General features: G+C 58.8%; 10 protein-coding genes and 1 tRNA gene. 5 read left to right on the top strand and 6 right to left on the bottom strand.

The genetic code is table 11. From position 1 onward, the window contains the following. Positions 1 to 192: 192 nt before the first annotated feature. Positions 193 to 1,920: a hypothetical protein gene (locus ACZYTD_RS10425; protein WP_463891841.1), complete on the top strand. Its 1,728-nt coding sequence runs from the start codon at positions 193 to 195 to the stop codon at positions 1,918 to 1,920. On the opposite strand, the gene ACZYTD_RS10420 is transcribed toward ACZYTD_RS10425, so the two are convergent. Both ACZYTD_RS10420 and ACZYTD_RS10415 read right to left on the bottom strand, forming a co-directional pair. Continuing rightward, the gene (locus ACZYTD_RS10420) at positions 1,868 to 3,487 is read right to left on the bottom strand and encodes a DNA recombination protein RmuC (RefSeq protein WP_463891839.1); all 1,620 of its coding nucleotides are present in this window, start codon (positions 3,485 to 3,487) and stop codon (positions 1,868 to 1,870) included. The two genes, ACZYTD_RS10425 and ACZYTD_RS10420, sit on opposite strands and share 53 nt — an antisense overlap. Positions 3,488 to 3,674: 187 nt before the next feature. Then, on the bottom strand, positions 3,675 to 4,454 hold the full coding sequence (locus ACZYTD_RS10415; RefSeq protein WP_463891837.1) for a hypothetical protein: 780 nt from the start codon (positions 4,452 to 4,454) through the stop codon (positions 3,675 to 3,677). A gap of 215 nt (positions 4,455 to 4,669) precedes the next feature. Between ACZYTD_RS10415 and ACZYTD_RS10410 the strand changes: the two genes are divergently transcribed. After that, the gene (locus ACZYTD_RS10410) at positions 4,670 to 5,368 is read left to right on the top strand and encodes an SDR family NAD(P)-dependent oxidoreductase (RefSeq protein WP_463891836.1); all 699 of its coding nucleotides are present in this window, start codon (positions 4,670 to 4,672) and stop codon (positions 5,366 to 5,368) included. Positions 5,369 to 5,444: 76 nt separating this feature from the next. Here ACZYTD_RS10410 and ACZYTD_RS10405 read toward each other — a convergent pair whose 3' ends face one another. Beyond that, positions 5,445 to 5,690: a YjbQ family protein gene (locus tag ACZYTD_RS10405; protein ID WP_463891834.1), complete on the bottom strand. Its 246-nt coding sequence runs from the start codon at positions 5,688 to 5,690 to the stop codon at positions 5,445 to 5,447. A gap of 98 nt (positions 5,691 to 5,788) precedes the next feature. Next, positions 5,789 to 9,511 (bottom strand): methionine synthase, encoded by a 3,723-nt coding sequence (metH, locus tag ACZYTD_RS10400; RefSeq protein WP_463891833.1) that lies wholly within the window; start codon positions 9,509 to 9,511, stop codon positions 5,789 to 5,791. 145 nt (positions 9,512 to 9,656) lie between these two features. Here metH and ACZYTD_RS10395 point away from each other — a divergent pair, with 145 nt between their 5' ends. After that, positions 9,657 to 9,983 (top strand): MGMT family protein, encoded by a 327-nt coding sequence (locus tag ACZYTD_RS10395; RefSeq protein WP_463891832.1) that lies wholly within the window; start codon positions 9,657 to 9,659, stop codon positions 9,981 to 9,983. Between the two features lie 4 nt (positions 9,984 to 9,987). On the opposite strand, the gene metA is transcribed toward ACZYTD_RS10395, so the two are convergent. After that, positions 9,988 to 10,905, bottom strand: a complete 918-nt coding sequence (gene metA / locus ACZYTD_RS10390; RefSeq protein ID WP_463891830.1) for a homoserine O-succinyltransferase MetA — start codon at positions 10,903 to 10,905, stop codon at positions 9,988 to 9,990. Positions 10,906 to 11,077: 172 nt separating this feature from the next. Here metA and ACZYTD_RS10385 point away from each other — a divergent pair, with 172 nt between their 5' ends. Both ACZYTD_RS10385 and ACZYTD_RS10380 read left to right on the top strand, forming a co-directional pair. Continuing rightward, complete coding sequence (locus tag ACZYTD_RS10385; protein WP_463891829.1) at positions 11,078 to 12,352, top strand: HD-GYP domain-containing protein; 1,275 nt, start codon at positions 11,078 to 11,080, stop codon at positions 12,350 to 12,352. A gap of 112 nt (positions 12,353 to 12,464) precedes the next feature. Continuing rightward, positions 12,465 to 13,625, top strand: a complete 1,161-nt coding sequence (locus tag ACZYTD_RS10380; protein WP_463891827.1) for a molybdopterin-binding protein — start codon at positions 12,465 to 12,467, stop codon at positions 13,623 to 13,625. 72 nt (positions 13,626 to 13,697) lie between these two features. Here ACZYTD_RS10380 and ACZYTD_RS10375 read toward each other — a convergent pair. Continuing rightward, positions 13,698 to 13,773: transfer RNA gene (locus ACZYTD_RS10375), tRNA-Thr, on the bottom strand. Positions 13,774 to 13,862 lie beyond the last annotated feature (89 nt).

Below are 13,862 nucleotides of genomic sequence, written 5' to 3'. Positions count from 1 at the left end.
GAGCCTTTCGTTTTTTGTGCGCCGGCAGGAAGCCCACACGCTTCGTCGCCTGTTTTAGCTGGCACATCCACAGCCCACCCCCTCTCCCTCCCATTTGAACTACGCTTTGCATAGAAGAGAACCTCGCGTTGCTCTTTCTTGACCACACAGGCAGGGCTAGTAGCGCCAGGCGGCACTCCAGGGAGGAAAGCCATGCAGCCATCACAGCACACAGCACAGGCGAGCCATTGGCCCAGGCTGGCCATCATAGCTGCGGTTGGCTTGCTGCTGGCACTGCCGCTGCTGCTCAATGGCTGTCCCCGCGGCCACGATATACTGCACCACCTCATCTTCAGCCATCACTTCACCGCACAGTTCTGGCAGGGGGAGCTCTACCCGCGCTGGCTGCAGAACATGAATGGCGGCTTCGGCAGCCCCGTCTTCTTTTTCTACGCCCCCCTGCCCTTCTGGGTGACGGCCCTGCTCTCGCCCCCCCTCTGGATAGAGGGCATCAGCACGCAACCACTGGCGATCAGTGCCACATTGGCCCTCATCGCCTCGGGGCTCACCGCCTATCTCTGGTTACAGAGTTTCTGCCTCCCTCGCCATGCCCTGCTGGCCGCCCTGATCTATATGGCACTGCCCTATCACCTGCTGGTCGATCTCTATATGCGTTTTGCCTTCGCCGAGTTCTGGAGCTTCGTCTGGATGCCGCTGATCCTCTACTACAGCCGCCATCTGGCTTTGGGCGCCCGCAGCGCCATCGGCTTGGCCTTCGCCCTGGCGCTGCTCATCCTCACTCATCTGCCCAGCTTCATCCTCTTCCTGCCTGTGGTGATAGGACACGCCCTGTTTGTCCCGACCGCCCGACATAGAGTGCACTCTCTGCTGATCCATGGCCTGGCCTGCGCGCTCGGGGTGGGGCTCGCGGCCCTCTACTGGTTACCGGCCATGACCACCCAGCAGCATGTCTCCATGCCCAGCATGTATACGGGCTTTCTCTTCTATGCCAACAGCTTTCTCGACAGTTGGCCCAACTTCCAAAATGGCTGGAGCTTTCGCCGCTATCTGAGTTTTATCTCGGTCTTGACGGCTGTGCTGGGTGGCTGCGCCTGGTGGGTAAGCCGCTCAGCCCCCGCTTGGCAACGGGAGCATAAATTCTGGCTGCTGGTTGCCCTAGGCGCGCTCTATATGATGTGGCCCATCAGCAAACCTGTGTGGGATTGGCTGCCAATAGTGCAGAAGGTGCAATTCCCCTGGCGTTTCGGCGGTGTGCTGGCCCTGGCCACCGTCGCCCTGATCGCCCTGGCGAGCACGGGAGTGGATGCAAAGATCAATGCCAAGGCCGCAACCTGTGGCTGGGCCGTACTGGGCCTGTTGCTGCTGAGTGAACTGCTGGTGGGGATCCAGCCCATGTTTATGCAACCGGTCAGCGAAGAGACCTCTCGCCAATCGCTGTTAACCTCCCGCAGCCCGTTGGAGTATCGCCCCCGCTGGGTTCCCCCCGAACTCTTCAGCTTTCAGCAGATTGGCCACTTCGCCAGCGATACAGCCAAGATCCAGAGCTTGCAGAGTGACACTCGCTGGCAACTACTGGCTTGGCAACCCAGAGCCATAGCGGTGCAAGTGACCGCCCCCACGGCCAGCCAACTGACACTGCACCAGTTCTATTATCCGGGTTGGCAAGCCAGCTTGGCCGAGGGGACGCGACTGCCGCTGGGGCCCAATGCCAACGGCCTGCTGCAACTTGCCATACCCGCAGGCTCCTATCGCCTGAACCTAGCACTGACGCCCCTACCGCAGGAGCTGGCCGGAGAGTTGATCAGCGCCCTATCGCTGCTGGTCGCCCTGCTCTGGGGCTATCGGCAACGCAGAAGCCGCGCGGCCGCTAGAGCACACTCACTTCACTCCCATCGGCCAACTGACCCCACTCCAGATTGAGCCCCTCGCCCAGCTCCAGATTGAGCCCCTCGCCCAGCTCCAACTCGGCTCGCTCCACCAGCTCACCAGGCAACTCTTTTTGCACCGCGACCCCCAACTCCTTGAACTCGGCCGCCTGTTTGATGAGATTGCCACGCCCGGAATAGAGTTGAGCCAGCGCCTTGTCGTAGCTGCCCTTGGCCCGATCCAACTGTTTACCCACCTCCTGCATGCTGACTAAAAAGGCGTGCAGCTTGTTGTAGAAGCGCTCGGCACGGTTAGCCAGCTCGGCTGTGTGTTTGTTCTGATCCTCAAAGCGCCAGAGTTGCCGCACTATGTTGAGACTGGTGAGCAGGGTGGTGGGAGTCGCCACCAGCACATTGCGCTCTATGGCCCGCTGGTAGAGGGCTGGATCGTGACGCAGCGCCGCCACATAGGCTGACTCAATGGGAATAAACATGATCACCACCTCGGGGGAGTTGAGGCCGGGTAGCTTGTGGTATTCCCGCTCGGCTAACTCCAGGATCCGCGCCCCCACCGCCTGGGCATGTTCCACCAGCGCCTGTTGCCGCTCCAGATCCTCCTCGGCGTTCACATAGCGGGTGTAGGCGCTGAGCGACGTCTTGGCATCTATGATGAGTTGCTTGCCTTGGGGAAGGGAGACCACGACATCGGGCCGCAACCGCCCCTCCTCGGTATTGAAGGAGACCTCACGGCGGTAATCTTGGCCCAACCGCAGACCTGAGCCATCCAGCACATTCTCCAGCATCAGCTCACCCCAGTTGCCCTGGGTCTTCTTCTGCCCCTGCAGGGCAGTTGTCAGCCGCTCGGCCTGCTCTGTGATGGTTCGGTTGAGTTTCTGCAGGTTTTCCAGCTCATTTTTCAGCTCACTGCGCTGCTTGAGCTCCTCCACATGGATGCTCTCCACCTTCTGGCGGAAGCCCTGCATCTCTTGCTGCACCGGGCGCAATAGTTGAGTGACGCTCTCCTGGTTCAGCGCCTTGAAGGCTTGCCCCTTGCGCTCGAGGATCTCGTTGGCCAGCTGCTCGAATTCGGTTTTCAGCAGCTCACGGCTCTCGCCCAGCTGTTGGAGCTGGGCGGCGAAATGGTGCTGCTTCTCCGCCAGTGACGTGCTGAGCTCGGCATATTCACGCTCGCGCTGAATGAGCTGCTGGGCCGTCTGTTGGTGTCGCTGGCGCTCACCATCCAGTTCCTGCTCCAATTGCTGGAGTCGCCGCTCACGTTCGGCCAATTGTACGCCATGGTGCTGGCTCAGGGTGGTTTGCAACCGCTCCAGCTCCTGCTGCTTCTGGAGCAGGAGTTGATCCAGACTGATGCACTCCTGATCCAGCCGCCCCAACTGCACCTCCAGCCCCCCCTTCTGCTCGGTCAGCCGCTGATTGTGCTGTTGCAATGTGTTCAGCTGAAGACGCAAGGCTGCGGCCTCCTCCTGAGATTGCTGCCGTTGCAGCGCCAGCAGCCCAGATCGCGGCTGACCACGCCACCAGGTCAGCAGCCCCCCCAGCAGGAGCGCCGCCAGGGCAATCAACAATACGACCAGCGGGGTAACGGGGGGAAATGAGTTCATGGCACTCCTTAACAGCAGAAACAGCAGACAGCTCAAAGAGAGGAACAGAGAGAGGCATTGGCTGTCATCATATCGATGGCACTGGATAAATATACACGTCAATGTTTCAGGCAGCCACTGTTCTGGCAAAACGGCGAGGTAAACGAAGGAGGGTCAGGCCGGACAGCTCTCCGGCCTGAGGTAACAGCTAGAGACCGGCTTGTTCCTGCCAGCGGGCAGCCTTGTCGGCATCACGCACAAAACCCATCCCCTTGGCCTGCTCGGCCGGGAAGGGCGTCAAACCGCGGGTATAGAGGGTGGCGACAAAACCGGCGAGCCCAGGCGTCGGCTGCTTGGCGTAATTCATGATGGCGATACGTCGCACCTCATTCTCCGCTTCGATTAGCACGCGCACGAAGGCATCCTGCTCCTTGCGATCATGGCCCATCATTACGGGCGTACCGGCATCGAACAGCTCATAGAAGTGCGCCATGCACGCCTGCAGATTTTGTTTTTCGCACAACTGGACCAGCAGGCGGTTGGCCTCCTGAAACAGAGGGTTGGACGGCAACTGCAGCCACATGGCCTCCCGCTGGGGTGTCATCCCCTCCCCAGGCAGTTGCAGCATGGGCTTGCGCGCCTGGGTGGCCAGCAGGGCGGCATAGAGCAGCGCGGCCTTGGGCTCCTCAGCAATATGGGGCTGCAGCAGCGCCTGGTAGTGCTTGAACATGGCATCGCCACTCTGACTCATCAGCGGCTTGCTGACCAAGGTGGCATATGCCAGAGGCGACTGCTGGCGCGAGAGCTCATCAAACTGGGCCAGCAGCTCCTTATAGGCGGCCGCATTCTCTTTGGATTGAGTGGGCGTAGCCTGGACCTCCGTTTTTTCCTGTGGTGCCGCAGGCTTGATCGCGCCAGCGCTACTCGCCCAGGCCCCAACACTGACCATTCCCAACCCCAAGGCACAGAGGCCGACTACATAACGCATAATGCTTCCTTAAATTCATTCACAGCCATAAGAGCCCGATTATTCCCGTAAGCATATCACCTTGCTGTGACTGGCTCAGGGCTTTGGCAAAAACCGAGAAAAAGTAAGGCGTCACGTCTGAGAAGCCGGCTCTCTATCCCGCAATACAGCATGACAGGCTCGCTATTACGCACCACCTATTAGACTATTTGCGCATGCATCTCAGGGAGAACACCATGCCACATCTATTGATCACCGGGGGCAATAAAGGCATAGGCCTAGAAGTGACCCGCTATTTTCTGCAGAGGGAGTATCAGGTCACGGTAGTGGCGCGGGATTTTTCCTCCTTCGAACTGGCAGGCCATCCGCGGCTCACCACCATGGCCTTTGATCTTGCCGATACGGGCCAGATCCCGCCGCTACTGGCGGAGGTCGGCCCCGTCGATGTGCTGGTCAACAATGCCGGTATCATGCTTTCGCTGCCCTATGATCACTACCCACCGGAGCAGATCGCCCATATTCTGAAGATCAACATCGAGGCACCGGTGGCCTTTATCAATGGCGTGGCCAAGGGGATGATGGCGCGGGGCGCCGGACGCATAGTCAACAACGCCTCCATTGCCGGGCACATTGGCCATCCCGACATTTGGTACGGCATCACCAAGGCCGGACTGCTCAATGCCACCAAGAGCTACGCCAAGCTGCTCGGCCCCCATGGCATCCAGATCAACGCCGTGGCCGCCAGCCCGGTCGATACCGATATGCTCAGCACCATTCCCGAGGCACGCAAGGCCGAGTTCAAAAAGAGCGTGGTCAGCGGCCGTTTTGCTCAAGCTGGCGAGATCGCTAATACCATAGGCTGGCTAGCCACCGAGGCTCCCGACTATATCAACGGCAGCTGTATCGATATCAACGGCGGATCCTATCTGCGCTAGGTCGGCGACTTCCCTGCAGGGTGATGATTAACCGGCGGCGAGCGCCGTGATCCCGGAGCTCGCCCAGTTAGATTCCCTACCAGATTCCCAGCGCCAGGGCGCCTTGGCGTATGGGTAGCAGCAGGCAGCTCTTGATATGGGCGGGCAGATCGTCGTTCCCCTCATCGTTGTGGCGATAATAGGGGGTGTGGAGAGAGGAGGGCTCATCCTGCGGCACCAGGCAATGGAACACGCTCTCGAAATCCTGGCGCATTCTCTCCTCCGTCACCAGATGAAAGCCCCACTCCCGCGCCTGCAAGCGGCTCTCCTTTTGCTGCCACATGGCCTCTCCCGACAACCAAATTAAGATAATGCTAGATAAAATCAGGCCCTCCACCGGGGAGGGCCTGTCGATACCATACTAAGCCGCCTACGCCGCCATTACTCCGGCTGATAGCCCAGGTTCGGGCCCAGCCAGCGTTCGGCCTCTTCGAGGGTCATTCCCTTGCGTTCGGCGTAATCCTTCACCTGATCCTGCTGGATCCCGGCCACGGCGAAGTACTTGGCCTCCGGGTGGCTGAAGTACCAACCGGAGACCGCCGCCGCCGGCCACATGGCATAGGATTCGGTGAGCGTCATGCCGATGGCCTCTTCCACCCCCAGCAGTTGCCAGAGGGTGCCCTTCTCGGTGTGCTCGGGGCAGGCTGGGTAGCCCGGTGCCGGACGGATGCCCTGGTAGTTCTCGCGGATCAGATCCTCGTTGGAGAGATCTTCGTCCGCGGCATAACCCCAATACTCCTTGCGCACCTGCTCGTGCAGGTATTCGGCAAAGGCTTCGGCCAGACGATCGCAGACCGCCTGCACCAGGATGGCGTTATAGTCATCCCCCGCCGCCTTGTAGGCCTCAGCGATCCCGGACTCGCCAAAGCCACCACTCACCGCAAAGGCACCGACCCAGTCGGCGACGCCGCTGGCCTTGGGCGCCACATAGTCGGAGAGGCAGTAGTTGGGGAAGACGTTACCGTCACGGGCCTGGCTCAGCTTGTCGGTCTGCTGGCGCAGGCCGCGCAACACCTGCTTCACTTCGCTTCGCGACTCGTCGGTATAGACCTCGATATCGTCCCCGACGCTGTTGGCCGGGAAAAGACCCAGCATGCCGGTCACTTCCACCTCACCGCTGCCTTCGAGGCGATCCAGCATGGCCTGGGCATCGGCAAACAACTGCTTGGCCTCCTCGCCCACCACCTCATCCTCGAGGATGCGCGGGTACTTGCCCGCCAGCTCCCAGCTGAGGAAGAAGGGGGTCCAGTCGATATAAGGTCGCAGCGTGGCAATCGGTACCTGGCGCAGCACATGGATGCCGGGCTTGGCCGGTTTGGGCGGCTGGTAGGCACTCCAGTCGCAGGACCAGCCATTGGCGCGCGCATTTGCCAGCGACACCGCCTTGGTACGCGGCTGCTTACGGCTGTGCTGCTCGCGGGCCGCGTCATACTCTTTGGCCAGACGGGCGGCAAAGGCGGGCTTGAGTTCGGGTGAGAGCAGACTCTGGGCCACCCCGACGGCACGACTGGCGTTGGAGACATAGACCACGGGCTCATCGTAGTTCTGCTCTATCTTCACCGCGGTATGGGCCTTGGAGGTGGTGGCCCCGCCGATCAGCAGCGGTATGGTAAAGCCCTGACGCTGCATCTCCTTGGCCACATGCACCATCTCGTCCAGGGAGGGAGTGATGAGGCCGGAGAGGCCTATCATGTCGGCATTCACCTCACGGGCGGTCTGGAGTATCTTCTCGCAGGAGACCATGACCCCCAGATCGATGATCTCGAAGTTGTTGCACTGCAGCACCACGCCGACGATATTCTTACCGATGTCGTGGACGTCGCCCTTCACCGTCGCCATGACGATCTTGCCGTTGCTGCTGCTGCCGGACTTTCCAGCCTCGATATAGGGTTGCAGATAGGCCACGGCACGCTTCATCACCCGGGCAGACTTCACCACCTGGGGCAGGAACATCTTACCCGCGCCGAACAGATCGCCCACCACATTCATGCCCGCCATCAGCGGCCCTTCGATCACCTCGATGGGACGAGCACACTCCTGACGAGCCAGTTCTGTGTCTTCATCAATAAAGTCGGTGATGCCCTTGACCAGCGCATGCTCCAATCGCTTGGCCACAGGCCAGCTGCGCCACTCCTGCTCGCGCGGATCCGCCACCTGCTGCGCCCCGCCGCGATACTTCTCGGCAATGGCCAGCAGCGCCTCGGTGGCACCGGCGTGGGTGTTGCGCACCACATCCTCGACCGCCGCCTTGAGCTCGGCGGGGATGTCTTCGTAGATGGCCAGCTGACCGGCGTTGACAATCCCCATGTCCATGCCGTTCTGGATGGCGTAGTAGAGGAAGACCGAGTGGATCGCCTCGCGCACCGGCTCGTTACCGCGGAAGGAGAAGGAGACGTTGGAAACGCCACCGGAGATCATGGCATGAGGCAGTTGGCTCTTGATGTCCTTGACCGCCTCGATGAAGTCCATGGCGTAGTTGTTGTGTTCATCGATACCGGTGGCCACGGCGAAGATATTGGGATCGAAGATGATATCTTCCGGCGGAAAGCCCACCTCATCCACCAGGATGCGATAGGCGCGCTGGCAGATCTCGAACTTACGCGCCCGGGTATCGGCTTGGCCCTGCTCATCGAACGCCATGACGATGACGGCGGCGCCATAACGACGCACCAACTTGGCCTGAGCAATAAACTTCTCCTCCCCCTCCTTCATGGAGATGGAGTTGACTATCGGCTTACCCTGAATGCACTTGAGCCCCGCCTCGATCACCTCCCATTTGGAAGAGTCGACCATGATGGGCACCTTGCAGATATCCGGCTCAGTGGCAATGAGATTGAGGAAGCGCACCATGCAGGCCTCGGCATCCAGCATCCCCTCATCCATGTTGATATCGATGATCTGTGCGCCGCTCTCCACCTGCTGGCGGGCAATATCCAGCGCCTCGTCGTAGTTCTCTTCGCGAATGAGGCGCTTGAACTTGGCCGAGCCGGTGACGTTGGTGCGCTCGCCCACGTTGACGAACATGGTATCGGCACTGATGGTGACCGGCTCCAACCCCGCCAGACGACAGGCCACCGGGATCTCGGGCAAGGCGCGAGGCGGGCAACCGGCCACCGCCTTGGCCATGGCGGCGATATGGGCGGGTGTGGTGCCACAGCAGCCCCCTACCAGATTCAGAAAGCCGGACTGGGCCCACTCGCGAATATGGTCGGCCATCTCGTCGGCTTCCAGATCATAGCCACCGAAGGCGTTGGGCAGACCGGCGTTGGGATGCACCGAGACATAGGTCTCGCTGATGCGGGCGAGCTCCTCCACATACTGGCGCAATTCCTTCGGGCCCAGCGCACAGTTGAGACCAAAGGAGAGGGGCTGGGCATGACGCAGCGAGTTATAGAAGGCTTCGGTGGTCTGGCCGGAGAGGGTGCGCCCGGAGGCGTCGGTAATGGTGCCGGAGATCATCACCGGCAGGCGATGGCCCAACTTATCGAAGACGCTCTCCACCGCAAAGACCGCCGCCTTGGCGTTCAGGGTATCGAAGATGGTCTCGATCATGATGAGATGAGCCCCGCCCTCGATGAGCGCCAGGGTGGACTCCATATAGGCAGCAACCAGCTCGTCATAGGTGACGTTACGGGCACCGGGATCGTTCACATCCGGCGAGATGGAGCAGGTCCGGTTGGTGGGGCCGAGAATACCGGCGACAAAACGCGGCTTGGCTGGATCCCTGGCCGTCCACGCATCGGCCACCTGACGCGCCAACCGCGCCGCCTCGCGGTTGATCTCGGCACTGAGATCTTCCATATGGTAGTCAGCCATGGCGATACGAGTGGCATTAAAGCTGTTGGTCTCGAGAATATCGGCGCCAGCGGCCAGATAAGCCTCATGGATCTCACGAATGACCTGGGGCCTGGAGAGTACCAACAGGTCATTGTTGCCCTTGAGGTCGCTAGGCCAAGCGGCAAAACGCTCGCCGCGGTAATCGGCCTCTTTCAGCTCATAACTCTGGATCATGGTCCCCATGCCACCGTCGATGAGCAGAATGCGCTCCTGCAAACATTGAGTGAGCTGAGTATGAATGGGCGTTCCTTGCGCATGTAGTGCCACTGGCTGGTCCTCTTTACTGCGATGCCAGCCCTCGAGGGCCTGGCCTATTGAATTGGGTTGAGCATGACCCTCATCATACCTGAAGGTCGGCTCGACAACCTGACTCGCCCGCGCTAGAAAGGGGGTCAGGATAAAAAATCGGAAGATGAGTATGCGACCCTCACCCGCTCACGCCACGGATAGCTTTCAACAACGGGTCTACCAGGTGGTGGCAGCCATCCCCTATGGCCAGGTTGCCACCTACGGCACGATCGCACGCCTGGCAGGCTCTCCGCGGGTCGCTCGTCAGGTGGGCGGCATACTCTGCCGGCTACCGGCCGATAGCCGATTGCCCTGGCATAGAGTGGTCAACCGCTTTGGCACCTCTTCATTGCAAGACGAGGGGCGGCGACAACAGCAAGCGCTGCTGAGCGCCGAAGGGCTGGATGGTTCCGCACCGCTGGATCTGTGCCGTTACGGCTGGCAGGGGTAAAGCCTCACCCCTGCTTGTGCAGATCAAAGGGCGTATTCTGATAGACGTAATAGTTGAGCCAGTTGGAAAAGAGCAGGTAGCCATGGCTACGCCAGGTGGCACTCGGCTCAGTCGATGGATCATCGTTGCGATAGTAATTCTTCGGCAACTGTGGATTGATCCCGGCGCTGGTATCACGCTGATACTCGTTGTGCAGAGTGTCAGCATCGTATTCCGGGTGGCCCGTCACATAGACTTGACGACAATCCGGGCTCACCGCCAAGTAAACTCCAGCCTCTTCCGACTCGGCAAACACCCGCAGATCGGTATGGGCGCGGATAAACGCTCCCTCGAAGCTGGCATAGCGGGAGTGGGGCGCCAGGAAGTTATCATCAAAACCGCGTACCAGCGGATCCAACTCCACCAACCGACAGTGCTCGTAGACACCGGAGAGCTTCACCTCGCGGGTCTGTTTCTCCAGGCCATATAAAACCTTCAACGCCGCCTGTGCCGCCCAACAGAGAAACAGAGTCGAGGTGACATGTTGATGGGACCATTCGATGATCTCCACCAGAGTATTCCAGTAGACCACATCCGAGAATTGCGTCAGTCCCAGCGGTGCCCCCGTGATGATGAGGCCATCATAGCGGTTATGCTTCACCTGGGCGAAGTCCTGATAAAAGGTATCGAGGTGCGCCTTAGGGGTATTCTTTGATTCGCGATCATCGATGCGCAGCAAATCCACATGCACCTGCAACGGCGAGTTGGAGAGCATACGCATCAACTGGATCTCGGTTTCGATCTTTTTCGGCATCAGATTCAACAAGAGTACACGCAGTGGGCGAATGTCCTGGTGCAAGGCGCGACTCTCGGTCATGACGAAGATATTCTCTTCGCCAAGCACATCGGCGGCTGGCAGGCCGTCTGGGATCTTGATGGGCATGGTGCACTTCCTGTACTACATCGGTAAAAACGTCTGGACATCCAGAAATCTACACCAAGCGGCAACGCCTGTCATCCTTTGCGGTAATCTGATGTCGGTTTCATATTGCTGCTTTAATTTCACCGCCCCTTTGACTAGCATAAGCGTGTAGCTGAATAACAATAAGAGACTAATGGCTGGCATCAAGATTTCGGTCGATCGACTGCAGGTAGGGAATTACGTCAAGCTGCCATTAACTTGGAAGGAACACCCTTTCTTGTTTTCCAGTTTCATGATCAAGAACCAGGAGCAGATCGATCTCATTCGGCGTCTTGGCCTGAAGCAGGTGATGATCTTTCCCGATCGCTCCGACGCCCCCCCAAAGCCCTTGGCAGAAGAGGGTAGCAGCGATAAATCAGATGAGAGCAGTGACAATCTGGATAGTTTACAGAGTCAACTGACGGCCGAAAAAGAACGGCGTATCGAGCTGCTTAAACAGTATCGTCGCAACTTGCAGCGCAGCGAGAAATCGTTCGAGCGCTCCCTGAGCCAACTGCGTAACCTGATGAATAAGGTGCAAACCCGCCCCCTGACCGCCATGGCCGAGGCCCGCGAATTGGTGGATGGCATAGCCGATCAGTTACTCAAGGCAGAAGATATGGTGCTCCATCTGATGGCCGACTGCCCGGAAGGCGAGAGCATCTATTACCATTCGCTCAACGTCTCGATCTTAAGCATGATACTGGCCAAGGAGGCCGGTTTCACCGAGGCCGAGATCAAGCTGCTTGGCTTTTCCGCCCTGTTTCATGACATCGGCATGCTGCGTATCCCCACTCAGATACTGCGCAAAACGGAACCCCGGACCACCCCCGAAATTAATCTGATGAAGCAACATCCACGCTACGGCTTGGAATTACTGGAACTCACCAAGGAGTGCCCGGTTGAAGCCAAGTTTGTGGTGCAGCGTCACCATGAGCGCCAGGATGGCTCAGGTTACCCGGAGGGGCTAAAAGGATCACAAATCGATAAACTGAGCCAGATGGTAGCCGTGGTGGACGAGTACGATGAGCTTTGCCATCCCCAGGATCAGGCTAAAGCCAAAGTGCCCCATGTGGTGCTCTCATTTCTGTTCAAGAACCGCACCAAGCAACTGAACAAGGACTACATAGGTTTATTGGTCAAACAGCTGGGCATCTATCCCCCTGGTAGTGTGGTGCAACTCTCCAATGGCCAGGTGGGCTTGGTCATGTCCGTCAACTCCAAGCGCCTGCTCTATCCCAGCGTGCTGGTCTATGATCCCGCGATCCCCCGCCAAGAAGCCGCTGTTATTGATTTGGAAGAAGCCGGCCTCTCCATTGGCAAAGTGATCACCCCCTCTCGCTTACCTGCTCCCGTGTTCGAATATCTGAATCCTCGCACCCGCATCAGCTTCTATTTCGATCACAGCAACGTATCCGCCCATAAATAACCTTGTGCATGACTCCTAGCCCCCCTTAATCTGGGGGCATGACATCGGCTGCCGCAACCAGGTCAGCTCAGATCAAAGCACTCAGATTGTCGGCTACACAGGGAACCCGCTCATGATCATCGAAATTATCGCCACCGGAGATGAAGTTCTCACCGGTTTTACCCTTGATACCAATTCTGCCTGGCTCTGCCAACGCCTCCTGGAGCGAGGCTGGCAGGTTCGCCGCCGCCATACGGTCGGCGATCGCATGGATGATCTGGTAGACATTATTCAGGAACGAGGCCAGGTCGCCGATGTGATCATCATCAATGGCGGCCTGGGCCCAACCTCAGATGACAAAACCACAGAAGCGGCCGCTTTGGCGGCAGGAGTGGAACTAGAGCTACGTCAAGAGTGGCTACAACTGTTGCTGGAGCGCTACGCCGGTCGCGGTCGTATCATGCCGGAGAGCAACCAGAAGCAAGCCTGCCTGCCAAGCGGGGCAACCCTCATCCCCAACCCGATTGGTACAGCCTGCGGGTTTCACATGCGGATCGGCAAAGCCCGCTGCTACTTTACCCCGGGGGTGCCCTCTGAGTTCAAGGTGATGGTGGATGAGCAAATCATCCCCGACCTTGCAACTAGCCATCAAAAAGGCAACACAGAAGTGCGCCGCTATTTCACCTTTGGCATATCTGAATCATCGCTCAGTGATAGCCTAGATACCCTGCCTTGGCCGGAGCATATCGATCTGGGTTATCGCTCGTCCATGCCCATCATTGAATTGAAGCTGATTAGTCAGCAGGCCGAACAAACCGACTTTGCAACGGCAGAGAAGCAACTGCTAAACGTCATCACCCCTTTCTTGGTCGCCAGGGACGAACTCGATCTGCCCGCTGAATTGGCCGGCAAACTCGGATCACGGCCACTCGCGCTCTATGAGCAGGGTTCGGCCGGCTTGTTGCTCCACTCACTGGCCATGGTAATACCTCAGTTGATAGGCCGATTTGAGCCACTGCCAGGGGACGCTGGGCCACTGCTACAGCATATCCAAGGTGAACAGCAACTAACGTTGGCAGTCGGTCCGGAAACAGAGCACGGCATTTCTATCGCCTTGTGGGATGGGAAGCAGGGTACGGCGCAGACGCTCAAGGTCGGGATCCAAAATCCCACGCTACGCCAAGGGATCATCGCCTTCGCGGCCCAAGACATGCTTAGACGTTATCTAAATGGCGACGCTCTGCTTGGTGCTTATGAGACGCTACAGCGGACTGCTAATGTGATGACACGATAAAGAGTGTTGCCTCGGTGGCACACCCAAAAACAGAAAAACAAAAACCCCGCCGAAGCGGGGTTTTGCTTTTCGTGGTGCTGATACCCAGAGTCGAACTGGGGACCTCACCCTTACCAAGGGTGCGCTCTACCAACTGAGCCATATCAGCACGTATCTCGTGCGATATCCGGTCTGACCGTATATCTGAATTGGGTGTCTGCGAAGTAGTCTCCTACTCTCGCTGACTGACCTTGCGGT

It is taken from the genome of Pseudaeromonas sp. HNCC25DJ180, from assembly GCF_055413345.1.
Note: the sequence above shows the minus strand (reverse complement) of the source record. Positions and strands in the feature narration are given on the sequence as shown.

Bases quoted from the DNA above. Each gene is read 5' to 3' on its own strand.
- ACZYTD_RS10425 (WP_463891841.1), top strand. From the start codon at position 193: ATGCAGCCATCACAGCACACAGCACAGGCGAGCCATTGGCCCAGGCTG.
- ACZYTD_RS10420 (WP_463891839.1), bottom strand. From the start codon at position 3,487: ATGAACTCATTTCCCCCCGTTACCCCGCTGGTCGTATTGTTGATTGCC.
- ACZYTD_RS10415 (WP_463891837.1), bottom strand. From the start codon at position 4,454: ATGCGTTATGTAGTCGGCCTCTGTGCCTTGGGGTTGGGAATGGTCAGT.
- ACZYTD_RS10410 (WP_463891836.1), top strand. From the start codon at position 4,670: ATGCCACATCTATTGATCACCGGGGGCAATAAAGGCATAGGCCTAGAA.
- ACZYTD_RS10405 (WP_463891834.1), bottom strand. From the start codon at position 5,690: ATGTGGCAGCAAAAGGAGAGCCGCTTGCAGGCGCGGGAGTGGGGCTTT.
- ACZYTD_RS10395 (WP_463891832.1), top strand. From the start codon at position 9,657: ATGAGTATGCGACCCTCACCCGCTCACGCCACGGATAGCTTTCAACAA.
- metA (WP_463891830.1), bottom strand. From the start codon at position 10,905: ATGCCCATCAAGATCCCAGACGGCCTGCCAGCCGCCGATGTGCTTGGC.
- ACZYTD_RS10385 (WP_463891829.1), top strand. From the start codon at position 11,078: ATGGCTGGCATCAAGATTTCGGTCGATCGACTGCAGGTAGGGAATTAC.
- ACZYTD_RS10380 (WP_463891827.1), top strand. From the start codon at position 12,465: ATGATCATCGAAATTATCGCCACCGGAGATGAAGTTCTCACCGGTTTT.